This window comes from Pseudoalteromonas sp. SG44-5, assembly GCF_014164175.1.
In the GTDB taxonomy this organism is placed as follows: Bacteria; Pseudomonadota; Gammaproteobacteria; order Enterobacterales; family Alteromonadaceae; genus Pseudoalteromonas; species Pseudoalteromonas nigrifaciens.
The window spans coordinates 412960-437970 of record NZ_JACJES010000001.1; the positions used below are offsets into that span (position 1 = coordinate 412960).

The window sequence follows — 25011 nt, forward strand, 5'->3', positions numbered from 1 at the left end:
ATATCGTTAAAGTGAATAAAAATTCGGCTAGTCGCTGTTTTATTTTTACACAACAGTAAAATAATTCAACTTGAATGACGTGCAACACCACTCTTTCTAATGGTAAGGTGTATGAAAATTATGATTTTAAAATAGATTTATATTCAAAAAACAAACTCAATCATACTTACCCGAATTCTCAAATTTTAAAAATAGCTTACACGGAAGAATAATTATGAATTATATACATAGTACGATAGCTCAATTAAAGCAAACTAGCCCCGCGCAAAGTGAGTTTTATCAAGCTGTTGAAGAAGTACTAGAATCTTTAGAACCTCTTTTTGCAAAAACTACAAATTATCAAAAAGAAGCCATTATAGAAAGAATGGTAGAGCCAGAGCGTCAACTAATGTTTCGTGTACCTTGGGTTGACGACGAAGGTAATATTCAAGTAAATAAAGGCTATCGCATTGAATTTAGCTCTACCTTGGGCCCATATAAGGGGGGCTTGCGTTTTCACCCGAGTGTTAATGCCAGTATTATTAAGTTTTTGGGTTTTGAGCAAGTGTTTAAAAACTCATTAACTGGCCTACCTATTGGTGGTGGTAAAGGCGGTGCTAACTTTGATCCAAAAGGGCGCTCAGACGGTGAAATAATGCGTTTTTGCCAATCATTTATGAACGAGTTATACCGCCACATTGGCCCAACTACCGACGTACCTGCAGGGGATATTGGTGTTGGCGCACGCGAAATTGGTTATTTGTTTGGCCAGTACAAGCGTTTAACAGGGCGTTACGATGGTGTGTTAACCGGTAAAAGCCTAATGTGGGGTGGCTCGTTAGTTCGTAAAGAAGCAACTGGCTACGGCGCAGTGTACTTTGCAAACTACATGCTACAAAACCGCGATGATAGCCTAGCAGGAAAACGTTGTTTAATTTCGGGCTCGGGTAATGTTGCTATTTATGCGATGGAAAAGCTGTATCAATTAAATGCAAAACCAATTACCTGTAGTGACTCTCGCGGTACACTATTTCATGACGCGGGTATAGATTTAACGCTTATTAAAGAGTTAAAAGAGCAGCAACGTGGCTGTTTAAGCAAATATAAAGAAAGCTACCCAGAAGCTACTTATATTGCTCGCGCAGATTACCCAGAAGATGGGCATGCAGTGTGGCGTTTTAAAGCCGATGCTGCGTTCCCGTGTGCCACTCAAAATGAGTTAACTCAAGGCGATGCAAAAGCGCTACTAAGCAATGGCTGTATTTTGGTGAGTGAAGGTGCAAACATGCCTTCGACCAAAGACGCGATTGACTGCTTTATTAAAGCCAAAATAGCTTACGGCCCAGGTAAAGCTGCTAATGCGGGCGGCGTTGCAACCAGCCAATTAGAAATGGCGCAAAATGCCAGTATGCAAAGCTGGACTTTTGAAGAAGTGGATGCAAAATTACAGCACATAATGAAAAACATTTTTAATATTGCTAACGAAACAGCGGCAGAATTTGGCCAACCTACTAACCTGTTACTTGGCGCTAATATTGCTGGTTTTCGCCGTGTTGCCGATGCAATGATAGAGCAAGGCGTAGTTTAACTTTTTTAGTTTAAAGCAATTGCAGCTCATTGCTGTGAGAGCCTGTACTTAAAAACACCCCATAAATTTAGCTATTTATGGGGTGTTTTATTTAAATAACCGCTTAAGTTAGTTATAACGCTATAAAGCCAAGCTATAACAGCGTAGGATCAGGCTACTTTCGAATGAAAATAGGTTTGCACTTCGCGGTGCATTAACATAAAAAATTATGCAACTAACTGCAAAAGCATCACTTCCTAACGCATTACTTATCTCTATTAGTACACCTCACTTTAAAGGCGATGAAGCAATTGAGTCGCTTGCAGAATTGGCACGCCTAGTTACCACTCTTGGCTTTAAAGTAGTTGGTACACAATCACAAAAGCAAAGTTCTACCCAAAAAGTAAATGTACTGGGTTCAGGTAAACTGGCTGAAATAGCGCACCTTACTGGTAATAAAGGTTCTGCTGCAGATGAGAAAGAGGGTGAGAATTTTCTTGATGACGATCCATTATCCGACATGCCATCAGAAATTCCATCAGACGGTTTAGATTTTGCTTGTGCCGATGTTGTCGTGTTTGACTGCGATTTAACGCCTTCTCAACTACGTAATGTGGAAAACCAGTTAGGTGTGGAAGTATTTGACCGCACCGGCATAATTATTGAAATATTTAGCCGCCATGCGCGTACTAAAACAGCAAAATTACAGGTTGAAATTGCTCGCCTTAACTATGTAGCGCCGCGTCTGCGTGAAACGTCTACCGGCGATAAAGAACGCCAAATGGGTAAGGGCGCAGGGGAGACAACGCTTGAGCTTAACCGTCGTAAAGTACGCGACCAATTAGCTGAGTTAAAGCGTGAACTGGTAAATGTTCAAGATGTAATGATGGACAGACGAGAACAGCGCTCAGAGCTATTTTCAGTGGCTTTAATTGGTTATACCAATGCGGGTAAATCGTCGATGATGCGCGCAATTACGGGCAGTGATGTAGAGGGCGAAAACAAACTTTTTGCCACGTTGGACACCACAGTTCGTGCTTTGTATCCAATAACGCAACCACGCATATTGGTATCCGATACAGTTGGTTTTATTAAAAAACTACCGCATGATTTAGTTGCTTCATTTCATTCAACTTTAGCCGAAGCACATGATGCGTCGCTGTTGTTATATGTAGTTGATGCATCGGATGCGTCTTTTCGCTCACAACTTGATGTAGTGCATAATGTATTGGCAGAAGTGGGTGTTCAAGGCAGTAAAAAGTTATTAGTACTGAACAAATCAGACCAACTTAGCGATGCGCAACAACAAGCATTAATGGCTGAATTTCCTGATGCTATGATGACATCAACACGTAACCCTGCTGATATAGCTAAACTGCATAAGTACATTGTTGATACTGCACAAAGCGACATGATTGAAGAAGAGGTTATTATTCCTTACACCGCCAAAGGTATAGTGGGTGAAATTCGCTCGACCATGAGTGTCATTAAAGAAGAATATGAATATAGCCATATTAAACTCACCGTGCGCTCCAATGCGATTGACTTAGAAAGGCTAAAAAAGCGTATGCTTGATTTATAGTTAACCTGAACTCAGGTTAGTTAGTGCACGTTTGCTATAATAATAGCGCAGCCTGTTTTAGGCTGCGCATTGTTAAAGTTGATAATTATGAAAATGCTTTTTCTGCTAACTCTTCTTGCATTTGTTCGCGCATTTTAAACTTTTGCAGTTTACCGGTTACCGTCATAGGGTAATTTTCAACAAAACGAATATGGCGAGGCACTTTAAAGTAAGCCAATTTGTCTTTTAAAAATAACCGTATTTGCTCTTCATCTAAAACCGCATCTTCTTTTGGTTGGATCCAGGCGCATACTTCTTCACCGTATTTTTCGTCGCTAATACCAAATATAGCGGCATCTTGAACACCTGGGTAGGTATAAAGCACTTCTTCTATTTCGCGGGGATAAATGTTTTCTCCGCCGCGAATTATCATGTCTTTAATGCGGCCAACAATACTAACAAAGCCCTCACTGTCCATTACCCCTAAGTCGCCAGAATGCAGCCAACCATCTTGATCTATAGTCGCTTTGGTTTTTTCTTCATCGTTCCAGTAGCAGCGCATAATACCTGCACCGCGACTACATACCTCACCCGATTGCCCTACGGGTTGAATATTACCTAGCTCGTCAATTATTTTAACTTCGGTATGCGCTAATGCACGGCCTACTGTGGTTACTTGGCGCTCAATAGATGAGTCGGTTTCAGTAATATTATTAATAGGGCTGCATTCAGTTTGGCCATATGCAATAACTACTTCGTGCATATTCATTAAAGTTTGTACTTTGCGCATTACTTGCTCTGGGCAGGTAGAGCCGGCCATTACACCAGTGCGTAATGTACTTAAGTCGTAATCATTAAAGTTACTTAATTCAAGCTCACTAATAAACATGGTCGGTACACCATGCAGTGCTGTACAGCCCTCATTTTGTACTACTTCGAGAGTTGTTTTCGGATCAAATGCATCCCCAGGATAAACTGCTGTAGCCCCTTTGCTCATAGACACTAAACTGCCAAGTACCATACCAAAGCAATGATAAAGTGGCACAGGTATGCATATTTTATCTTTATTGGTTATGTGCATGGCTTCACCAACAAATAACGCATTATTTAAAATGTTTTTGTGGGTAAGCGTTGCCCCTTTGGGGTTGCCAGTGGTGCCAGACGTAAATTGAATATTGATATCTTGATTGCAATTAAGAGTTGCGGCGACTGAATCTAACTGCTGTTTATGTTCTTGAGTTGCAAGTGCGGTTACTTCAGCGAATGAAAACATGCCAGGGCTTGCTTCATCACCAATTCTAATTACGTTTTTAAGCGTGGGAAGAGCAGCGGCATTAAGCTGACCTTTTTCGCACTCTGCTAGCTCTGGCGCCAAACTTTGTAGCATTTGCAGATAGTTGCTGCCTTTAAATTCGGAAGCAGTAATTAAGGTGGTGCACTCAACGCTGTTTAAAGCGTACTGCAATTCGCTGGGGCGATAAGCTGGGTTTACACAGACCATAATTGCGCCAATTTTAGCGGTGGCGAACTGAGTTAAACACCATTGGATGTTATTTGGTGACCAAATACCTACTCTTTCTCCAGGCTTAATACCCAGTGCAAGTAAACCCATTGCTAATTGATTAACTTGATGCTGAAATTCTTTATAGCTCAAGCGAATGTTTTGATGGTGCACAACCACGGCTAATGCGTCGGGGGTATTGTCGACAATGCTGTCGAAGTAGTCACCTATGGTTTGTTTGGTTAATGGGGTACTTTGTATTCCTTTAAAATAACTCTGCAATAGCGGCATAGGGTTTGTTTTTTCTATTTCTTTAACCGCTTTTGTTGTTACATTCATGTCATTCTCCGTATCAGTAGATATGAATTGCTTGAATGATAAATAAACATATATTGTCGACAAAGGGAAGGGGGGTAGACTAATGTCTTAGGTTTGTTGCTGAAAATGAAATAAGCAAAAATAAAGCAAAAAAAACGCGCCTTACACTGTAAGTACGCGCTTTTAGCAACTACTAAATGAGGTTACATTTCGTCGCTGCGGTAAGTTTTTTTCATAATATAAACGTAAGCGTTTACAAAAGCATTTTCTTGATACTTTTTAAGACCGGTATCCTCAAAATCAATGGGGATAGGGTTGCGTTTAACTTGCTCTTTAATTTCGGTTGTTGTAAATAATTTTACATCAAGGTTTTCGATTAGCTGAATCGCGGTTTCCATTTTAAAACCATTAGCACTACCAGCAAATTTACCTTTTGGAGCACGTTGACGTATTGCAACAGAATCAATTTGGTAATCTTGCATTAGCTTGGCAAAATCAAACTGAAACTTACGCATTACTTCTGTGTCGTTACCGTTACCTAAGGTAAAGCGTGTTTGGCGCACGTCGCGAATATCAAATACGTCATTATCTTTACTTAAAATACAAAGTAGTACATCACTACCGGTAATATCTACACCACATGTTCTCATTACTATTCTCTAATATAACTTAATTACCCAGTATTATACGCAACATCCATTAAATTGCGAGAGTAAGCACTTAAGTCAGTTGTAAATTTAACGGCGATTAGATTTATTATATTGATGCAATAAAATCTGCGCCGAAACATTATTAATTTAGCCTTTATAACAAAATAGCAGGTGTTTTAGCCGCTTTAAACTTGTAATTAGTAGCGTTGCACGCGACAATATCTTTTTTGTAGTTGAGCAGACTCAGCATCTACATTAGCCAAATTTGGCGAAAAATAGTCAATGCTTATTCGTAAGAGCGTTGTCGAGTCATTCTCATTTAATTAATTTAAAAAATACACGTGATACATTGTAGGTGTCACCACTGTAGCAAGGATTTATAATGCCAGTTATTACTCTCCCTGACGGAAGTCAACGTAGTTTTGAAAACCCAGTAAGTACGCTAGATGTTGCCAACGATATTGGCCCAGGACTCGCTAAAGCGACCATTGCTGGCCGTGTTAATGGCGAGCGTGTTGATGCATGTGACCTAATAAGTGAAGATTCGCGCCTTGAAATCATCACCGCAAAAGACGACGACGGCTTAGAAATTATTCGTCACTCGTGTGCACACTTAATTGGGCATGCAGTTAAACAGCTTTTCCCAGATGCAAAAATGGCAATTGGTCCTACTATTGATAACGGCTTTTATTACGATATTGATATGGAACAGTCGTTATCTCAAGATGATCTTGACGCGATTGAAAAGCGTATGTTGCAACTTGCTAAAACAAACTACGATGTAGTTAAAAAAACCGTAAGCTGGCAAGAAGCACGCGATGTATTTGCAGCGCGTGGTGAAACATACAAAATAGAAATTTTGGATGAAAACATCGCTAAAGATGACCGTCCAGGGTTATATCATCACGAAGAATATGTAGACATGTGTCGTGGCCCTCACGTACCTAACATGAAATTTTGCCAAAACTTCAAAATAATGAAAGTAGCGGGTGCATATTGGCGTGGTGATTCAGAAAACAAAATGCTACAACGCATTTACGGCACAGCGTGGGGCGATAAAAAGCAACTTAAAGCGTATTTAAAACGCCTTGAAGAAGCTGAAAAGCGTGATCACCGCCGTATTGGTAAAGCACTTGATTTATGGCATTGGCAAGAAGAAGCGCCAGGTATGGTATTTTGGCACAACGATGGTTGGAGCATTTACCGTGAGCTTGAAGAGTTTGTGCGTGAAAAACTACGTGAATACGATTACGAAGAAGTAAAAGGTCCAATGATGATGGATCGTTCGTTATGGGAAAAATCAGGTCACTGGGAAAAATATGCAGATGCTATGTTTACCACAGTGTCTGAAAAGCGTGAATACGCGATTAAACCAATGAACTGCCCAGGTCACGTACAAATATTTAATCAAGGTTTAAAATCGTACCGCGATTTACCACTACGTATGGCTGAGTTTGGTTGTTGTCATCGTAACGAGCCATCGGGTGCATTACATGGCTTAATGCGCGTACGTGGCTTTACCCAAGATGATGCGCACATTTTCTGTACCGAAGAGCAGATAATGGACGAAGTTTCAGCGTGTATTAAGATGGTTTATGATACATATGAAACATTCGGTTTTGAAAAAATCGTGGTTAAGCTCTCAACACGTCCAGAGCAACGTATTGGTGAAGACCATATGTGGGATAAAGCAGAGCTGGCATTAGCCGAAGCACTTAAACTAAACGAGATTGAATTTGATTACCTACCAGGTGAAGGCGCATTTTACGGCCCTAAAATTGAATTTACTTTGTACGATTGTTTAGACAGAGCGTGGCAATGTGGTACAGTGCAACTAGACTTTGCATTACCGGGTCGTTTAGGCGCAACTTATGTTGCTGAAAATAACGAACGCCGCACCCCAGTTATGATACATCGTGCTATTTTAGGTTCTATTGAACGCTTTATTGGTATTTTAACTGAAGAATACGCTGGTTTATTCCCTACGTGGCTTGCGCCAAAGCAAGTGGTAATTATGAATATTACCGATAAACAAGCCGATTATGTTAAAGAAGTTGTACAAAAATTAAATAAACTTGGAATTAGAGCCACTGCTGACTTGAGAAATGAGAAGATTGGCTTTAAAATCCGAGAGCATACACTTAAGCGTATTCCTTACTTACTTGTTGTTGGCGATAAAGAAGTTGAACAACAAGAAGTAGCAGTACGTACCCGCACAGGTGAAGACCTTGGCAAATTTAATGTTGATGACTTTGTAGCTAAAATTAGCGAAGAGATAAAAAGTCGACAATAAAAAATCGGGCGTGTAAGGCATTTACAAACAGCCAATTACACGCTTACTATTATTGATATTCTTGGAGGAACGTACTATTAGAGGCGGCAAGAAAGGGCAACAAACAGCCCAAAAAAATCGTATTAACGAAGAAATTACAGCTCAAGAAGTTCGCTTAATTGACATTGACGGCGAGCAAGCTGGAATTCAGTCATTAAAAGACGCGCAAACTATGGCTGATGCAGCGGGTGTTGATCTTGTAGAGATTAGCCCGAACGCTGAGCCGCCTGTTTGTAGAATCATGGACTACGGTAAGTTCATCTTTGAAAAAAGCAAAGAACTAAAAGAGCAGAAGAAGAAGCAAAAGCAAATCCAGATAAAAGAAATCAAATTCCGTCCTGGTACGGATGAAGGTGATTATCAGGTTAAGCTGCGCAACTTACGTAAGTTCTTAGAAGCTGGCGATAAAGCTAAAATTACGATTCGCTTCCGTGGTCGTGAAATGGCTCACCAAGAAATTGGTATAGAATTATTAAACCGTATCAAAGGCGATTTGGAGGAGCTTGCAGTTGTTGAGTCTTTCCCTAATCGCGTTGAAGGTCGCCAAATGGTTATGATGATGGCGCCTGTTGCTAAAAAATAATTTTTAAGCGATAATACGCACCGAAAATAGCTCAGGTCTGCAAGTAATATGTAAATATTCACCTGAGTTAACCGGTTTTAAAGTAAGATTGCAGCATTTATGCTGGGTTTTCACCGGAACATGGCAGTAAGTTAGGCCTGAAAGTGGAGCTATAGCAATATATCTCACGCCTGCTTACTAATTTAAATGCAATACAATTTGGAGTTATTGCAATGGCTTATAAGCTAAAAAGTCACAGAGGCGCAGCTAAGCGTTTCAAAAAGACTGCTTCTGGCGGTTTCAAGCGTAAACAAGCGCATCTTCGTCATATTCTGACTAAGAAAACTTCTAAGCGTAAGTTACACCTACGTCCTAAGATGATGGTTCATAAAAATGACCATGGTCTAGTTTCACGTATGTTACCGTTCGCTTAATAGGGGTTTTTAGAAATGGCAAGAGTTAAACGCGGCGTTGTCGCACGTGCACGTCACAAAAAAGTTTTAAAACAAGCAAAAGGTTATTACGGAGCACGTTCACGTGTTTACCGTGTAGCTTTCCAGGCTGTTACTAAAGCGGGTCAATACGCTTACCGTGACCGTCGTGCGAAGAAACGTACTTTCCGTCAATTATGGATTGCACGTATCAATGCTGCTTCACGTCAAAATGGTCTGTCTTACAGCCGTTTTATCAGTGGTCTTAAAAAGACATCTGTAGAAATCGATCGTAAGATCCTTGCAGATATCGCTGTTTATGACCAAGTTGCATTCGCAGCGCTTGTTGAAAAAGCAAAAGAAGGCCTAGCGGCCGCTTAAGCTTTTTTATATAAGTATTAAAAAGGAGCCTATGGCTCCTTTTTTTGTGTTCGGCGTATAGTAATTATTCCGCAGTTTGCTTTTATCATTAGTATAAACTGCATAGTATATTGAATTTTAGTAAATTTATTGTTCCCCTTAATAATTCGCTAAACACAAACAAAGTGCTAAATGTTATTGGCTGCTTTTTTTTGTTGAATCACCGCACTTTCATCATATAAAAATGTTTAATTGATATAATTTATTTAATTAAGGCGTTTGTTAGAGAATTTTATGTTTGCAAGTTTATTGGTTTTATCAGCTAGTGTGGCGTATGACAGCCATTTACCTCCTTTGTTGCCATGGCAAGGGCAAAGCATATCCCTAATGCAAAAAGCAGGTCCACTGACCACTGACTTTGAACTTTCCTCTGGTGAAGCATCACCAAGTTATGCCGAGACGATGGCTTTTGTAGACAGACTGGTTGCTGCGAACCCAACGCAATTTAAAGCTCAAACAATTGGTTACAGCAATAGCCAACGGGCTATAAAAATGTTGATTGCCAGCGAGCAAGGGTATTTTCAAGCCAGTCAAATAGCAAACGATACTAAACCAACCATTTTTGTTCAAGCCGGTATTCATGGCGGAGAAATTGACGGTAAAGATGCCATGTTTATGTTGCTCAGAGATATAGCAACAGGTAAGCGCCGCGATATATTAAAAAACGTTAATATTTTATTTATTCCTATTTTAAACGTAGATGGCCACGAGCGCAGTAGTGCATTTAACCGTATTAATCAGCGCGGTCCGGTAAAAATGGGCTTTAGAACCAATGGCAATAATCTAAATTTAAATCGTGATTTTACTAAACTCGATACACCAGAAATTAAAAGTGTTTTAAAAGTAATTAACGACTACAACCCTAATTTGTATATTGATGTACATGTAACCGACGGTGCAGATTATCAATACGATGTAACCTATGGCTACAATCCGGTGTTTGCTAGCGAGTCGCCGGCGGTATCAGATACACTCAATCAACTTTTTAAACCTTTAATAGATGAAAAGCTGGTATCGCAAGGACATATACCAGGACCACTGGTATTTGTTATGGACAAGCGCGAGTTTAAAAGTGGCCTAGCGGGTTGGGTGGCTACGCCAAGATACTCTAACGGCTGGGGAGACTTAAAGTCATTACCGACCATTCTCGTTGAAAACCATTCATTAAAACCCTATAAACAACGAGTTTTGGGGACGTATGTGTTTTTAGATGGCGCAATAAGTGCGCTTGCTGAGCATAGTAATGAATTATTAGCTGCGGTAAAAAAAGAGCAAGCATTTATTCCTAAGCAACTTAGTGTTAAGCGCGGCTATGCTGAGCAAGCAAACGAAATAGAATTTAAAGGCATAAGTTACGCGCGAGAACAAAATGCACTTTCTGGGCAAGTAGAAGTTAAATATTTAGGTAATAAGCAAGACTACACTAATCTTCCTATTTATTGGCAAAAAGAGGTGCTGCATACAGTTGAAGTACCTAAAGCATTCTTTATTCCGCCAGTGTATAGCGACCTTGTAGCAAAACTTAAATTGCATGGTGTGGAGCTTACTCAGCTTGAGGGGGTAAATACTCAACCATTAAAAGTAGCGAAAGTAAAAGATTACACTTTTGATAAAGCCCCCTTTGAAGGGCGATTTAGAGTCTCGGCAAACTTTGATTATGTTGCTGCAATTAATGTTGATTTAAATGGCTGGTATCAAGTGAACACGCAGCAAAAAGCAGGCGAGTTGGCGGTGCATTTATTACACCCCGAAGCGCCTGACTCATTTTTTGCGTGGGGCGAATTTAATACTATTTTTCAGCGTACTGAGTACATGGAAAACTATGCATTAATTCCTTATGCCCGCCAAATGCTCAAAAATAATCCTAAATTAGCGCTCGCGTTCGATAAAAAGATTAATGACGATAAGGTATTTGCCAAAGATGCCGATGCGCGCTTAAATTGGTTATATGAGCAGAGCCCATTTTACGATCAAGCTTATTTAAAATATCCAATATTAATGTCTTTTGAAGAAGACATTGTACTTGCTGAGCAAAAAGATAAAGAAATTTAAGATGCATATAATTACAATACCCGTTACTGCTTTTGCACAAAACTGTCGCATTATTGCATGCTCGCAAAGCAAACAAGCTGTGGTAGTAGACCCTGGTGGCGATTACAACAAAATTGTGGCGGCATTAAAACAGCACGATTTAACGTTAACAGCAATTTGGTTAACGCATGGCCATTTAGATCATGTTGGTGCGGCTGATGCCTTGCGTAATACCTATAGCGTAAAAATAATTGGCCCACATAAAGATGAGCACTTTTGGTTTGAAAATTTACCAATGCAAGCACAAATGTTTGGTTTTGCAGCGGTTACTGCTTTTTATCCAGATGAGTGGCTAGCACACGACGATATAATACGCGTTGGGGAGTTGAGCTTTATCGTAAGGCATTGCCCTGGGCATACTCCTGGTCATGTGGTGTTTTATCAGCCACAACAGCAGTGTGTTATTGTGGGTGATGTAATATTTAAAGGCTCAGTAGGGCGCACGGATTTCCCAAAAGGAGATGCTCAGCAGTTAATTACCTCAATTAAAACGCAAATAATGACGCTCCCCGATAATACCCGCATACTTGCAGGGCATGGCAGCGATACGAACGTAGGCTACGAAAAACAGAACAATCCTTTTATAAGTGGGCAGTTTGGTTAATGCTGAGTAAATAATTTTTTTGCCAAAAACAAGCAGACTGTTTTTTAAAACACATGTATAATTTAGCCAGTTTATCTGATAAATAAGAAATAAAATGTCTCTAAATCACGTAGATCGCCAAATTTTGGCACTTTTGCAGCAAGATGCTAGTTTATCAACCGCTGAAATAGCAGATAAAGTAGGTTTGTCGCAATCTCCTTGTTGGCGCCGTATTGCTAAGCTAGAGCAAGATGGTTACATAAAAAGTAAAGTTGCACTTTTAGATGAGAAAAAGCTGGGCTTTGATATGCTGGTTTATGCTCACGTGCGTTTATCGAATCATGGTAAAAAGAATCTTGCTGAATTTGAAAAACTAATATTGAGTTACGATCAAGTAACGGAATGTTACACTATGGCAGGCACCATGGACTTTATGCTGCGTATTATTTCACAAGGTATTGAGGGCTATGAGCACTTTGTACGTGATAACTTGCTTAGCTTAGAGTACGTTCAAGAAGTACATTCTAATGTGACCATGACTTGCGTTAAACGCAGTACCGCTCTACCTCTGTAACCAAATATCTATTAACGCTAAGTACTTATTACTTAGCGTTAATGCCCTACTGACAATTGTTAACTGGGCGCTAATTTGATAGAATTCAGCGCTTTTTTTTGTTACCCGTCTATGAAAACACTTGAGGAACTCAATGTTTAACTTACTCAGCAAAGCGCCAAGCTCTGCTAAAAACGATATCCTATCTGGATTAACCGTGGCATTAGCCTTGGTCCCAGAAGCTGTTGCGTTTGCCTTTGTTGCAAATGTAGAACCTTTAGTTGGACTCTATGCCGCGTTTATCGTTGGTTTAATTACGGCTATTTTCGGTGGTCGCCCTGGCATGATTTCTGGCGCAACCGGTGCCTTAGCTGTTGTTATGGTAAGTTTAGTATTTGATCATGGGGTTGAATATTTATTTGCCACTGTGCTGCTAATGGGCATACTGCAAATACTGGCTGGAGTTTTTAAGCTCGGAAAGTTTATTCGTATGGTGCCGCATCCGGTAATGCTTGGCTTTGTGAACGGCTTAGCCATCGTTATATTCTTAGCTCAGTTGGGGCAGTTTAAAGTTCCCGATGGCATGGGCGGTCAGCAATGGATGACAGGGAATCCTCTGTATATTATGTTGGGGTTAGTGGCACTAACCATGGCTATTATTCATTTTTTACCTAAATTAACTACAGCAATCCCATCGTCGTTAGTTGCTATTGTAACAGTTACAGCCTTGGTTATTGGCTTTGATTTAGAAGCGCACACTGTACTTGATTTCCTAAAAGGGATGACCGGCGATGAAGCGGTAACGATTGCTGGCGGTTTACCTGAATTTCATATTCCTATGGTGCCATTTACCCTAGATACTTTTATTATTATTTTTCCTTATGCACTTATTTTAGCGGCAATTGGTTTAATTGAGTCTTTATTAACGCTGAGCCTAATTGACGAAATAACAGAAACGCGTGGGCATAGTAACAAAGAATGTATAGGCCAAGGCGCTGCAAATATTACCTGTGGCATGTTTGGTGCTATGGGCGGTTGTGCCATGATAGGTCAGTCAATGATCAATATTAACTCAGGTGGGCGTTCGCGTTTATCGGGCATTAGTGCTGCGCTAATATTACTTGCGTTTATTATTTTTGCCTCAGGTTTAATTGAAATGATCCCACTGGCTGCTTTGGTTGGTGTGATGTTTATGGTGGTGTTGGGTACTTTTGAATGGGCAAGCTTTAAAATGATGAAGCGTGTACCACTGTCTGATGCATTTGTAATTGTATTAGTGTCGGGTGTTACCGTTATTACCGACTTAGCCATTGCAGTGTGTGTGGGTGTGATTGTATCGGCATTGGTATTTGCTTGGCAGCATGCAAAGCATATATACACAACCAACTATATTGATGAACAAGGTGCTAAAGTATATGAATTACATGGACCGCTGTTTTTTGGTTCGGTTAAAAACTTTGTTGAATTATTCGATGTAAAGAACGATCCTAACGATATTATTATTGAATTTAAATATAGTCGTGTGGCCGATCACAGTGCCATTGAGGCAATTGACAGCTTAGCTGATAAATATAAAAAAGCAGGCAAAAAATTACACCTACGACACTTAAGTAAAGACTGTACGCAACTGCTGCATAAAGCACGCGATTTAGTTCAAGTTAATGTAATTGAAGATCCAACCTATAAAGTGGTATCAGATAAGCTTGCTTAATTTAAATTAAGCAATAATTTAGTAAATAAATACGTTAAAAGCGAAAGGTTTATTCCTTTCGCTTTTTTATGCGTAACTATAGATGCGATCAATACCTGTTTGCGGCAAGGCTCTTAAAAAGCAAGATGGTTGGTAGTGCTAAGCGTTTACATAACTCGATATAATAGTGACAAATACATAGGGTAATAATTTATTTTGAATTGGCAATCTTTGATTGATAACAGACAGCGTTTTTTTTGGCTCTTGCAAGTAGCAGGCTGGATTGGTTACGCCTTGGTAAATTATATCGGCTCTAAAGTATTTGAAATGCGCGATATTTACGTATTTGTTATTTTATTAAATGCCTACGCAGGCTGTTTAATGACAGTGCCGCTGCGCTATATTTACCGAAAAATTTGGCATGCTTCACCTTGGGTATTAATGCTGGTTGTATTTAGCGCGTCCTATATTACGGGGACTTTATGGGCTGTGGTACAAAAATTTAATTTATGGGAAATATACCGCCATGGCTATCGGCCAGAAGAATGGTTTTACTACCTGCAGCAAGGCTTAGATTCGGTATACATAATTTTATGTTGGAGTGGTTTATACTTTGGCGTTAAGTATTACCAGCTATTACAAAGTGAGCGTCAAAAAGCACTAAAAGCCACTACCATGGCGCACGAAGCTCAATTAAAAATGCTTAGGTATCAGTTAAATCCGCACTTTTTATTTAATACCCTCAATGCTATTTCTACATTAATTTTGGTAAAAGAGAACAAAGATGCTAATTTAATGGTGTCAAAATTAAGCGACTTTTTACGTTATACACTTAATACAGATCCAATTAAAAAAGTGCCGCTAGAGCAAGAGTTACATGCCTTAATGCTTTATTTAGAAATAGAGCGAGTGCGGTTTGATGAACGCTTAAAAGTAAATATAGAAATTAGTGAGCAAGCAAAGCAGGCATTAGTGCCGAGCTTGATTTTACAACCTATTATAGAAAATGCGATTAAGTATGCAATTGCACACTTAGTAGAGGGCGGTGTAATAGATATTAAGGCGCAAGTGTTTGCTAATGAATTATTACTTGAAGTAGGTGATAATGGACCAGGAACAGAACTAATTAATGGTCAGTTGGTAAATGCTCAAGGTGTAGGCGTTGCAAATACCAAGGATAGATTAAAAACGCTCTACGAAAATAATTATTCGTTTGTATTATCGCATAATACGCCAAGTGGGTTAAAAGTTAATCTGCGAGTACCGTTTGAGAAGGCAGTAAAGTAATGATAAAAATAAAAACACTTATAGTTGATGATGAGCCATTAGCACGTAGAGGCTTAGCTGTAAGGCTTGAAGAGTTTGCTGACATTGAAGTGATCAAACAATGTAGTTCCGGTGCCGATGCGATTGAAATATGTAAAAATCAAAAAATAGATCTCATTTTTTTAGATATTCAAATGCCTGGTATGAACGGTTTTGAAGTTGCACGCGCGTTAAGCGAAAGTACACGAGTATTACCAGCTATTGTTTTTGTTACTGCTTTTGATCAGTTTGCAGTTAAAGCATTTGAAATACATGCTTTAGATTACATTTTAAAACCCGTTGATGACAACAGACTTAAGCAGGCGGTAGAAAAAGTGCATACTTATTTAAAAACGCAGCAAGACAACGCCCATAAGAAAAAACTAGCAAGCTTTGTCGCTGGGATCACAGGTAATAATTGCGAAGAAATACTTAAAAAATTAGCCACAGGCGACACATTAACGGATAGACGTTACCCAGAGTCGCTTGCCGTAAAAGAGCAGGGCGAAATAATTCGTGTGCCAGTTGTTACTATTCAATGGGTTGATGCTGCGGGTGATTATATGTGCCTACATTGCCAAGATGGGCAAACGCATATATTACGTAAAACCATGAAAGAGCTTGAACAAGAGCTTGATCCGCAGTTGTTTGTACGCGTGCATCGCAGTGCAATTGTAAATACTAAACAAATCAGTAAATTGGTCACTCAAGTAAGTGGTGAATATTTATTAGTACTTGAAAACGGTCAAGAGCTTAAAGTAAGCCGTAGCTACCGCGATAAAGTAAAAGCAGCATTAGCGAGTTAATATTTCAGTTAGTGATTGCAGAGTAGATACAAAAAAAGCGAGCTTAGCTCGCTTTTTGTATTTAAGTTACTGTATTAAATATTAGCTTACAGTAACAATTTTCATGGTGTTAGTTGCGCCCACAGTTTCCATAGAGTCACCGTGAGTAATAATAACTGTATCACCAGACTCTAAAGCACCTTGTTCAACAAGTGTTGCAAGTGCCGCTTTAACCATGCCGTCTTTTTCAGTTTTAGTAGAATCAAAAAATACTGGATAAACACCACGGTATAGCGCAGTTTGTCCTAGTGTACTGGCATGGCGAGATAACGAGTAAATAGGTAAACCTGAGCTAATACGCGACATTAACTTAGCCGTACTACCTGATTCAGTTAAGGTAACAATTGCTTTTACTGAATCTAAGTGGTTTGCTGCATACATAGCCGAAAGGGCGATAGATTCTGCATTACTTGAAAAACGACTGTCTAAACGATGTTTAGAAACATGCGTTTCTTTTTGCGACTCAGCACCTAAACAAACTCGCGCCATAGTTGCAACGGTTTCTTCAGGATAATCCCCCGCGGCTGTTTCAGCCGAAAGCATTACGGCATCAGTACCATCAAGCACTGCGTTGGCAACATCCATTACTTCAGCACGTGTTGGCATTGGATTGTCGATCATCGACTCCATCATTTGCGTCGCAGTAATAACGGTACGGTTTAATGAGCGCGCACGGCGAATAATGAGTTTTTGCTTGCCCATTAGCGCGGCATCACCAATTTCAACACCTAAATCACCGCGGGCAACCATCACCGCATCAGACGCAAGAATAATATCATCAACGGCTTCTTGTGTTTCAACGGCTTCTGCACGTTCAATTTTTGCCAATAACTGCGCTTTTGAACCTGCGGCTTCAGCCAGTGAGCGTACGTAGCGCATATCATCGCCACTGCGTGGGAATGAAACGGCTATATAGTCAACGTCAATTTCTGCAGCTGTAAGTAGGTCTTCTTTGTCTTTTTCTGTAAATGCCGGCGCAGTTAAGCCGCCGCCTAAACGGTTAATCCCTTTATTGTTAGATAAAACACCGCCAACAGTTACAGTACAATGTACTAAGTGGCCAACAACTTCGTTAACGCGTAGCTGAATAAGGCCATCGTTTAACAGCAGTAAATCATTAGCGCTTACATCGTTAGGTAGTTCTTTGTAATCTATACCAACAGCGTTAATATCGCCTTCGCCTAACTCCATTTTTGCATCAAGGGTAAATTTGGCACCAACAGCAAGGGTTACTTTACCTTCTTTAAAGGTAGAAACACGAATTTTAGGGCCTTGTAAGTCAGCAAGAATAGCAATATGTTTACCTAAGCGTTTAGCAATTTCGCGTACCGCTTGGGCGCGGTCTTTGTGATCTTGTGCCACACCGTGCGAGAAGTTTAAACGTACGACATTTGCACCTGCGCAAATAATTTTTTCTAAGTTGTTATCTCTATCAGTAGCAGGCCCTAGTGTCGCGACTATTTTTGTGCGTCTTAGCATTTAATTCTCCTGTATGCTTAATTTTAAGCAGATTGACGGTTATTTTGTTTTATAAAGCAGTTACCATTAGCAGGTAAAGTTTTAGTTATGGGCAATTTTTATTGTATTGCCACTATTATATACAAAATGAATGTGCGATCATTATGACACCGGTGTCAGGGGGCGTCAATGATCTATAAATTTTTAATCTAGCGACTATTTCTCCCCCTGAGTCCGCTGTTGTTTGATATAATTACATTGTGATAAAAGTATATTTTTTTGCTCATGATATAATACACGTGCCAAAGTATTTATTTAAATTAACTAACCAATTAGTTGTTACCGAGGAGGGCACTAAATGCAAGTTGCATTAGTAGGGTTAGGCGTTATGGGGAAAAACCTTGCCCTAAACTTAATTGAAAAGGGCATAACGCTGGTCGCTTATGACAAAAACCCCCATGCGGGTGAAGAGTTATTGAGCTGCGCTAAGTCAGAAGGTTTAGCTGATAAGCTGCACATTGTTTCTGATTTAGGAGACATGGTTAGACGTTTAGAAGCACCGCGTTCTATTTTGTTGCTTGTTCCTGCGGGCGAGTTGGTTGATGCTGTATGCAGTGAGCTCATAGAAGCTGGCGTACAGTGCAGCGATATTATAGTTGACTGTGGTAACAGTAATTATAAAGACGGTATTAACCGCAAGCTTAAATACCAAAATAAATTTGAGTTTGCCACTATGGGGATTTCAGGCGGCGCAGAAGGTGCTCGTCATGGTCCTGCAATGATGGCAAGCGGATCTGAAGGTGGTTGGGAGCGTGTCGAGCCATGGTTTACAAAGGTTGCTGCAAGTTATAAGGGTGAATCATGTTTCGCTCGTGTGGGCCAATCAGCCAGTGGTCACTTTGTAAAAATGGTTCATAACGGCATTGAATATGCGCTAATGCAACTTATTGCTGAAGTGTATCAATTGCTGCGTCATGGCACTGGGCGTTCACCTAAAGAAGTAGCAGAAATTTTTGACGAATGGTCGCAAGAGCATTTAAACAGCTACTTATTGTCTATTTCTAGCCACATATTGTCACTTGAAAATCAAAATAATGTACCACTTGTGGACTTAATTGATAATAAAGTGGGCGCTAAAGGTACAGGTTTATGGACTGCGCAAAATGCATTAGAGCTTGGTATTGCAGTACCGTCTTTAGTAGCTGCAGTGCAAGCACGTCATTTAACGAATGTTTATGACACAACTGCTGCACAAGAGATGACTTACGCCGATAGAGCAACCACTAAAGTTGAAATTGACTTAGTTGAGCTTAAAGATGCATTTACCTTAGCGAGCTTACTTGCTTATCGCCAAGGTTTGGCTTTAATTAAAGGCGCGTCGCGTACGCATCAGTGGAAAGTAGATTTGTCTAAAACACTGCAAACATGGCGTGCGGGTTGTATTATTCGTGCTGATTATTTAGATAGTGTTGCACAAGGCGTTGAATTTATTGACACCCTTGATAAAGAAGTATTTGCACTGCGTAAAATAACAGGCCAAGCAATGATGACAGGCTTAGCGTTTCCGGTGCTTAGCTCATCGCAAACTTACTTTGCTACATTAACCACTCCAAGTAATGGGCATTTAGTACAAGCCCAGCGTGATTACTTTGGTGAGCATGGGGTTAAAACCCATACAGGTGAAGTGTGTCATTTAACAGACCTAGTTGAGATTGACGCGAAAGTACGTTAATCAACCAGAGTGCAGGTTAATTATTAAAACGACAAAAAAGCACGCTAAATTTAGCGTGCTTTTTTAATTTTAAGTCCGCTAAATTAACGGGTTAACTCACCGCGTAAATTGTCTTGCATTAAATGGCGAATTGTCTCTACTTCAAGGTTTTGACTTAATAAGTAATGCAGCTTAGTTAAGCAAGCCTCTAATGTCATATCGTAACCACTGATCACACCTATATTAAGGAGCGCGTTACCCGTTGCATAGCCGCCCATATTTACATGACCTTTTATGCATTGGGTTAAATTTATAATAATAACGCCGCGCTTGCTGGCTTGCTCTAAAATAGTTAAAAATTCAGGATCTTGTGGTGCGTTGCCCACGCCAAAACTTAATAATACCAATGCTTTAATGCTACCGTTTACTAAGCTTTTCACAACCTCGGTACTAATACCCGGATATAAATGCAGCACACCAATAGGCTGCGTTGTAATGGGGGTTACTTGTAAATCGTTTTCAACATAGGGGCTTAATTGGCCTTTTATAAGTTGAATATTAATACCTGAAAGCGCTAAAGGTTCAAGGTTTGGTGAGGCAAATGCATCAAATCCATCGGCATGGGCTTTAGTGGCTCGATTACCACGAAACAACTGATTATTAAAAAATAAGCTTACTTCAGCAATAGGGTAGTTTGCTGCTAAGTACATAGCATTGAGTAAATTCACTTGCCCGTCTGAGCGCAATTGCGACAAGGGAATTTGTGAGCCGGTAACGATTACAGGCTTAGTTAAGTTTTCAAACATAAAAGATAAGGCGGCGGCGGTATACGCCATAGTGTCGGTGCCGTGGAGGACAACAAAGCCATCATAGTCTTGATATTTGTTTTTTATATCATCTGCTATTAACTGCCAGTGAGCAGGCGTCATATCAGAGGAATCAATTAAAGGGCAATACTCGTGAATATCAAAAAGTGGCATTTCTTCACGGTTAAATTCTGCATTATTGACCACAGTCTGAGTTAAGAACCCTTCTGCAGGAATATAGCCGCGACTCGATTTTTTCATCCCAATTGTACCGCCAGTGTAAGCGATGTAAATGCGTTTACGTTTCATAAAAAAGCCCAGTAAAATAACTGGGCTTAGTATAACTTTAAATACAGCTGCTTATAAAGGCAGATGCACTTTTATTGTGCGACAGAGCAAGCTAAACAGCGCGCATAAACACCTTGTGGATCGTTATAATCTTTAAGGTTATCTATTTCACTACTTAAACGCTTAACCACACTTTGTAAGTTAGCTTGCGTTGCAAGAACCGAGGTTGTTGCGTTGTTACTGCCAAGCATAGATTTAACCGACGCATTACCTAAAATATCTTGAATCATTTTTTGTTGCGGGCTCAAGCTTTGTTTAATCGTTTTAACATCGTAATGATTTAGTTTAGCAAGTGCTGCTGCCGCTTTAATTGCGTCTTGCTTATCACCTAGTTTATCGATTAAGCCTAGCTCTTGTGCTTTTGCTGCGATCCATACACGGCCTTGCGCAATATTATCAACTTGCTCAGGTGTCATGTTACGTGCATCTGCAACCACATCTAAAAAGCGTCCGTAGGCCTCCTCAACACTCATTTGAATTACTTGCGCCATTTTGTCATCAAGCGGGCGAGTAATAGAAAACCCAGCCATGTCGGTTGTTGCCACGCCATCCGAGTAAACACCAAGGTTAGATAAGGTGTTTTCAAAGGTCATAAAGGTGCCAAATACGCCAATAGAGCCGGTAATTGTGCTTGGCGCAGCCCAAATTTCATTCGCTGCTGAAGCAATCCAATAACCGCCAGAAGCTGCAACAGAGCTCATTGAAGCAATAACAGGTTTACCTGCTGCTTTAAGTGCTAACACCTCAGCGCGAATAACTTCAGAGGCAAACATACTGCCGCCACCCGAATCAATGCGCAGTACTACGGCTTTAACTTTGTCATCTAAACGTGCATTACGCAGTAGTGCAGCTGTAGAGTCGCCGCCAATTTCGCCGGCTTTGCGCTCACCATCTACAATTGTACCTCTAGCAACAACTACCGCGACTTTTTCTGTCATTGGGTTATCAAATACAACAGGGGGCTTAACTAGGCTTAAATATTGACGAAATGAAACTTGTTTAAAAGTTTTGCCTTTTTCATCAGCGCCAACTAAATCAATTAACTGTTGGCGAACTTGTTGATTGGTTTTTAATGTGTCGACCCATTGATTATCTAGCGCATATTGACCCGCGTCGCCATTTGCAGCTGTCATTTTTGCTAAAAATACATCCATGGTTTCGTCAAAGTTTGATTCATCAAAAGGACGTACTGCAGCAACATCTTGTTTGTATTCATTCCAAAGTGCTGTTAACCATACGCGGTTAGCTTCTTTAGCTGCATCCGACATGTCATTGCGAATAAACGGCTCAACTGCCGATTTAAACGTACCAACACGGAATATATGCTGCGTTACTTTTAACTTTTCAAGTGCTTCTTTAAAGTACAGTGGGTACATACCAAAGCCTTCAATTGCTACACTGCCATAAGGGTGCATAGCGACTTCATCTGCATGTGCTGCAATGTAGTATTGAGCTTGAGTGTAGTAATAACCAGAGGCAATAACCTTTTTACCCGTTTGTTTAAATGCTTCAAGTGCCTTGGTAATTTGTTTTAATTTATTTAAATGCGCTTTTGGCATTTCTTGTAAATCTAACAGTATTATGCTGATGCGGTCGTCTTTTGCGGCTTCGTTAATAACCTCAACTATATCATCGAGTAAAATTTCACCCGGTGATTCAGCGTTTGAAGTAGCATCACTAATTGCTGCTTCAATAGGATCTATATAGGTTTTTTCTTCAACAATAGGGCCGTTAAGATTTAGTCTAAGTACTGAGCCATTTTCTACAATTATTTTATCGCCGTCACTTGAAAGAGACACAATAAAAACAATAACCAGTAATAAAAATAAAATGTTGAGTATTAAACGACGAGAAAAATTTATCCCAGTCCAAATACCTTTAAATACTTTTGCAATCAAAATAGATCCTTAATTTGGTACAACTAATACATTACAAGCATCTTAGCTCAGAATATAAATAAATTTAACTGCTAAATCGTAACGAAGTATTTATAAAGCTAATTATGCCACTGTTGCTATTCACATTTTTATCAATATAAACTTCAGTTGCACTTTTTGAAATTAAAAAAGTAGGCTTGTAATAGCCGAAAAATGGGTATTGTTAGCCTAATGTGCAACAGTTTATTAAAATACTAAGTTCAGATATTGCTTATTGGTCGGTATTAAAGCAGAATTGATCAATGCACACAGGTTAGACCAGTTAATGGGGCACAGGATGTTAGAACAACAATTACAATTAAAACACACACAATTACGTAACCGCTTAGTAATGGGCTCAATGCACACCGGTCTTGAAGAAGGTTGGCATAACCGCAAACGCCTACGTGCTTTTTACGAAGCACGTGCTAAAGGTGGTACTGCCATGTTAATTACCGGGGGCTATAGCCCAAATTTACGCGGTAAATTAACGCCTATTTCGTCATCCTTTAATAGCTATTACGATGTTTTTAAACATCGTGCTTACACCAATGCAGTACACAAGCATGGTGGTAAAATATGTTTGCAACTACTTCATGCCGGGCGTTATGCGTATCACCCTTTTAATCAAGCTCCGAGCGCAATTAAAGCACCTATAAGTCCTTATAAGCCAAAGGCAATGTCGTTAAGCTCAATTAAAAAAACTATTAAAGACTTTGCACATTCAGCCTACATGGCTGAAAAAGCAGGCTACGATGGCGTAGAAGTAATGGGCTCTGAAGGGTATTTAATTAATGAGTTTATGGCACCGCATACGAATAAACGAGATGATGAGTTTGGTGGCAGTTTAGAAAATAGAATGCGTTTAGCCGTTGAAATAGTTAAAGCGGTTAGGGCTAAGGTATCGGAGCAGTTTTTAATTATTTTTAGACTGTCGGTAATGGATTTAATTCCTAATGGTTCTACCCCTGAAGAAGTAACTATTCAAGCGCTTGAACTTGAAAAAGCGGGTGTTGATATTTTTAATACAGGAATAGGGTGGCACGAAGCGCGAGTTCCTACAATTGCAAGTATGGTTCCGCCTGGGGCGTTTAAAGAAGCATCAAAACGCTTAAAAGATGTAATTAAAGTACCCGTTATCGCGGTAAACCGTATTAACACCCCAGAAATAGCTAACGAAATACTAAACGCAGGCGATGCCGACTTAATTTCGATGGCGCGGCCATTACTGGCTGATCCGGAGTTTTTTAATAAATATAATAATCAGTTATCAAAGCATATTAATATTTGTATAGGGTGTAACCAAGGGTGTCTGGATCACGTATTTAAAGGCAAACGTGCTACTTGTTTAGTTAACCCACAAGCGGCTTTTGAACTCGACTACCCACTAGAAAAAACGACTAAAGCTAAAAAGGTATTAGTAGTTGGTGCAGGGCCTGCGGGTTTATCATCAAGTTGTTATTTGGCAGAAAAAGGCCATACAGTAACGCTGATAGATCAAAAAATGCAAATGGGTGGGCAATTCAATTTAGCCATGCAAATACCTGGGAAAGAAGACTTTAATCATACCTTAGCGTATTACACTAATGAGCTTGAACGTTTAAACGTAACGGTTGAGTTAGGTAAAGCATACAACGACAGCATGCTTGCACACTATGATGACATTGTATTTGCCACAGGGGTAAGGCCGCGTGAGGCAAGTATTGAATGCAGTGATGGTAAACGCGTATTTGCCTACGATGAAGTTATTCGTGGTGAAGTAGAGTTAGGTAAGTCAATTGCTATATTAGGCGCCGGTGGAATCGGGTTTGATATGGTGGCTTTTTTAAGCGAGCAAAAGTCGCAAAGTATTAGTGACTTTAAAAGCCAGTGGGGTATTGAGTGCGAACCTAAACCCCATAAAGATGCTCGCCAACTGTACATGCTAAAACGCAGTGCAGGTCGCTTTGGTAGTGATTTGGGTAAAACAACAGGCTGGATCCATCGCCAAGTAGCTAAGCAACATAGCGTTAAACAAATTGCTGATTGTCAGTATCATAGTTTTGATAAAAATGGTTTAACCATTACAGTTGCAGGAGATAAGCAAGTATTAGCTGTAGATACTGTGATTGCCTGTATTGGTCAGGTTTCTAATAATGAAGTATTGGCAAAGCAAAGCGACAACGCCAAAGTGCATGTTATTGGGGGCGCTAAGCTTGCCACCGCAATTGATGCTAAACGTGCTATTTATGAAGCGCTGCAAATTGCCAGAGAAATATAACATTTTGGCTTAGCCAATAGGCTAGTCTAACTTGTTATAACCAATTGGCTACTGCATACTATACCCCGCTATTTAGGCGGGGTATAAGTTTATCCCGCCTGTTAATATACAGCTTAGGCTGTTT

Annotated in this window: 19 protein-coding genes; 14 read left to right on the forward strand and 5 right to left on the reverse strand. The window is 40.0% G+C overall.

What is annotated here, in order from left to right; all coding sequences use genetic code 11:
* Window positions 1–214: 214 nt before the first annotated feature.
* Entirely contained in the window at window positions 215–1567 is a 1353-nt protein-coding gene (gdhA, locus tag H5079_RS01960) for an NADP-specific glutamate dehydrogenase (protein WP_011328073.1), read from the forward strand.
* 208 nt (window positions 1568–1775) lie between these two features.
* Window positions 1776–3128, forward strand: coding sequence for a GTPase HflX (gene hflX / locus H5079_RS01965; RefSeq protein WP_011328074.1), 1353 nt, complete (start codon window positions 1776–1778; stop codon window positions 3126–3128).
* A gap of 85 nt (window positions 3129–3213) precedes the next feature.
* On the opposite strand, the gene H5079_RS01970 is transcribed toward hflX, so the two are convergent.
* Together H5079_RS01970 and H5079_RS01975 are read right to left on the reverse strand one after the other, a co-directional pair.
* The gene (locus H5079_RS01970) at window positions 3214–4947 is read right to left on the reverse strand and encodes an AMP-binding protein (protein WP_182683305.1); all 1734 of its coding nucleotides are present in this window, start codon (window positions 4945–4947) and stop codon (window positions 3214–3216) included.
* 182 nt (window positions 4948–5129) lie between these two features.
* Complete coding sequence (locus H5079_RS01975) at window positions 5130–5576, reverse strand: DUF3010 family protein (protein ID WP_011328076.1); 447 nt, start codon at window positions 5574–5576, stop codon at window positions 5130–5132.
* 382 nt (window positions 5577–5958) lie between these two features.
* Between H5079_RS01975 and thrS the strand changes: the two genes are divergently transcribed.
* From thrS to H5079_RS02025, 10 genes are all read left to right on the forward strand, one after another.
* Complete coding sequence (thrS, locus tag H5079_RS01980) at window positions 5959–7869, forward strand: threonine--tRNA ligase (protein WP_089368226.1); 1911 nt, start codon at window positions 5959–5961, stop codon at window positions 7867–7869.
* A 61-nt stretch (window positions 7870–7930) separates the two neighbouring features.
* Window positions 7931–8491, forward strand: a complete 561-nt coding sequence (gene infC, locus H5079_RS01985; RefSeq protein ID WP_080516827.1) for a translation initiation factor IF-3 — start codon at window positions 7931–7933, stop codon at window positions 8489–8491.
* 212 nt (window positions 8492–8703) lie between these two features.
* On the forward strand, window positions 8704–8904 hold the full coding sequence (gene rpmI, locus H5079_RS01990) for a 50S ribosomal protein L35 (RefSeq protein WP_004587840.1): 201 nt from the start codon (window positions 8704–8706) through the stop codon (window positions 8902–8904).
* A gap of 15 nt (window positions 8905–8919) precedes the next feature.
* Window positions 8920–9282, forward strand: a complete 363-nt coding sequence (gene rplT, locus H5079_RS01995) for a 50S ribosomal protein L20 (protein ID WP_011328079.1) — start codon at window positions 8920–8922, stop codon at window positions 9280–9282.
* Window positions 9283–9555: 273 nt separating this feature from the next.
* Complete coding sequence (locus H5079_RS02000) at window positions 9556–11373, forward strand: M14 family metallopeptidase (RefSeq protein ID WP_086996030.1); 1818 nt, start codon at window positions 9556–9558, stop codon at window positions 11371–11373.
* A 1-nt stretch (window position 11374) separates the two neighbouring features.
* Window positions 11375–12016, forward strand: a complete 642-nt coding sequence (locus H5079_RS02005) for an MBL fold metallo-hydrolase (protein ID WP_011328081.1) — start codon at window positions 11375–11377, stop codon at window positions 12014–12016.
* Between the two features lie 94 nt (window positions 12017–12110).
* Window positions 12111–12569 (forward strand): Lrp/AsnC family transcriptional regulator, encoded by a 459-nt coding sequence (locus H5079_RS02010; RefSeq protein ID WP_011328082.1) that lies wholly within the window; start codon window positions 12111–12113, stop codon window positions 12567–12569.
* Window positions 12570–12702: 133 nt separating this feature from the next.
* A complete protein-coding gene (locus H5079_RS02015) occupies window positions 12703–14259 on the forward strand; it encodes a SulP family inorganic anion transporter (RefSeq protein ID WP_011328083.1) in 1557 nt (518 codons plus the stop codon).
* A gap of 195 nt (window positions 14260–14454) precedes the next feature.
* Complete coding sequence (locus tag H5079_RS02020) at window positions 14455–15525, forward strand: sensor histidine kinase (protein WP_011328084.1); 1071 nt, start codon at window positions 14455–14457, stop codon at window positions 15523–15525.
* Complete coding sequence (locus H5079_RS02025) at window positions 15525–16349, forward strand: LytTR family DNA-binding domain-containing protein (protein WP_089368227.1); 825 nt, start codon at window positions 15525–15527, stop codon at window positions 16347–16349. Before H5079_RS02020 ends, H5079_RS02025 begins: the two co-directional genes overlap by 1 nt.
* Window positions 16350–16430: 81 nt before the next feature.
* Here H5079_RS02025 and pyk read toward each other — a convergent pair whose 3' ends face one another.
* Complete coding sequence (pyk, locus tag H5079_RS02030; RefSeq protein WP_011328086.1) at window positions 16431–17867, reverse strand: pyruvate kinase; 1437 nt, start codon at window positions 17865–17867, stop codon at window positions 16431–16433.
* Window positions 17868–18204: 337 nt separating this feature from the next.
* Between pyk and gndA the strand changes: the two genes are divergently transcribed.
* Window positions 18205–19578, forward strand: coding sequence for an NADP-dependent phosphogluconate dehydrogenase (gene gndA, locus H5079_RS02035; RefSeq protein ID WP_011328087.1), 1374 nt, complete (start codon window positions 18205–18207; stop codon window positions 19576–19578).
* 83 nt (window positions 19579–19661) lie between these two features.
* Here the strand turns inward: gndA and ansA are convergent, their stop codons facing one another.
* The gene (gene ansA / locus H5079_RS02040) at window positions 19662–20672 is read right to left on the reverse strand and encodes an asparaginase (RefSeq protein ID WP_011328088.1); all 1011 of its coding nucleotides are present in this window, start codon (window positions 20670–20672) and stop codon (window positions 19662–19664) included.
* A gap of 71 nt (window positions 20673–20743) precedes the next feature.
* Entirely contained in the window at window positions 20744–22609 is a 1866-nt protein-coding gene (sppA, locus tag H5079_RS02045; protein ID WP_182683306.1) for a signal peptide peptidase SppA, read from the reverse strand.
* A gap of 316 nt (window positions 22610–22925) precedes the next feature.
* On the opposite strand from sppA, the gene H5079_RS02050 reads away from it, so the two are divergent.
* Window positions 22926–24887, forward strand: a complete 1962-nt coding sequence (locus tag H5079_RS02050) for an FAD-dependent oxidoreductase (protein ID WP_182683307.1) — start codon at window positions 22926–22928, stop codon at window positions 24885–24887.
* Window positions 24888–25011: the final 124 nt, after the last annotated feature.

Coding starts and splice junctions, on each gene's coding strand:
- gdhA (WP_011328073.1), top strand. CDS start 215: ATGAATTATATACATAGTACGATAGCTCAATTAAAGCAAACTAGCCCC.
- hflX (WP_011328074.1), top strand. CDS start 1,776: ATGCAACTAACTGCAAAAGCATCACTTCCTAACGCATTACTTATCTCT.
- H5079_RS01970 (WP_182683305.1), bottom strand. CDS start 4,947: ATGAATGTAACAACAAAAGCGGTTAAAGAAATAGAAAAAACAAACCCT.
- H5079_RS01975 (WP_011328076.1), bottom strand. CDS start 5,576: ATGAGAACATGTGGTGTAGATATTACCGGTAGTGATGTACTACTTTGT.
- thrS (WP_089368226.1), top strand. CDS start 5,959: ATGCCAGTTATTACTCTCCCTGACGGAAGTCAACGTAGTTTTGAAAAC.
- rpmI (WP_004587840.1), top strand. CDS start 8,704: ATGGCTTATAAGCTAAAAAGTCACAGAGGCGCAGCTAAGCGTTTCAAA.
- rplT (WP_011328079.1), top strand. CDS start 8,920: ATGGCAAGAGTTAAACGCGGCGTTGTCGCACGTGCACGTCACAAAAAA.
- H5079_RS02000 (WP_086996030.1), top strand. CDS start 9,556: ATGTTTGCAAGTTTATTGGTTTTATCAGCTAGTGTGGCGTATGACAGC.
- H5079_RS02005 (WP_011328081.1), top strand. CDS start 11,375: ATGCATATAATTACAATACCCGTTACTGCTTTTGCACAAAACTGTCGC.
- H5079_RS02010 (WP_011328082.1), top strand. CDS start 12,111: ATGTCTCTAAATCACGTAGATCGCCAAATTTTGGCACTTTTGCAGCAA.
- H5079_RS02015 (WP_011328083.1), top strand. CDS start 12,703: ATGTTTAACTTACTCAGCAAAGCGCCAAGCTCTGCTAAAAACGATATC.
- H5079_RS02025 (WP_089368227.1), top strand. CDS start 15,525: ATGATAAAAATAAAAACACTTATAGTTGATGATGAGCCATTAGCACGT.
- pyk (WP_011328086.1), bottom strand. CDS start 17,867: ATGCTAAGACGCACAAAAATAGTCGCGACACTAGGGCCTGCTACTGAT.
- gndA (WP_011328087.1), top strand. CDS start 18,205: ATGCAAGTTGCATTAGTAGGGTTAGGCGTTATGGGGAAAAACCTTGCC.
- ansA (WP_011328088.1), bottom strand. CDS start 20,672: ATGAAACGTAAACGCATTTACATCGCTTACACTGGCGGTACAATTGGG.
- H5079_RS02050 (WP_182683307.1), top strand. CDS start 22,926: ATGTTAGAACAACAATTACAATTAAAACACACACAATTACGTAACCGC.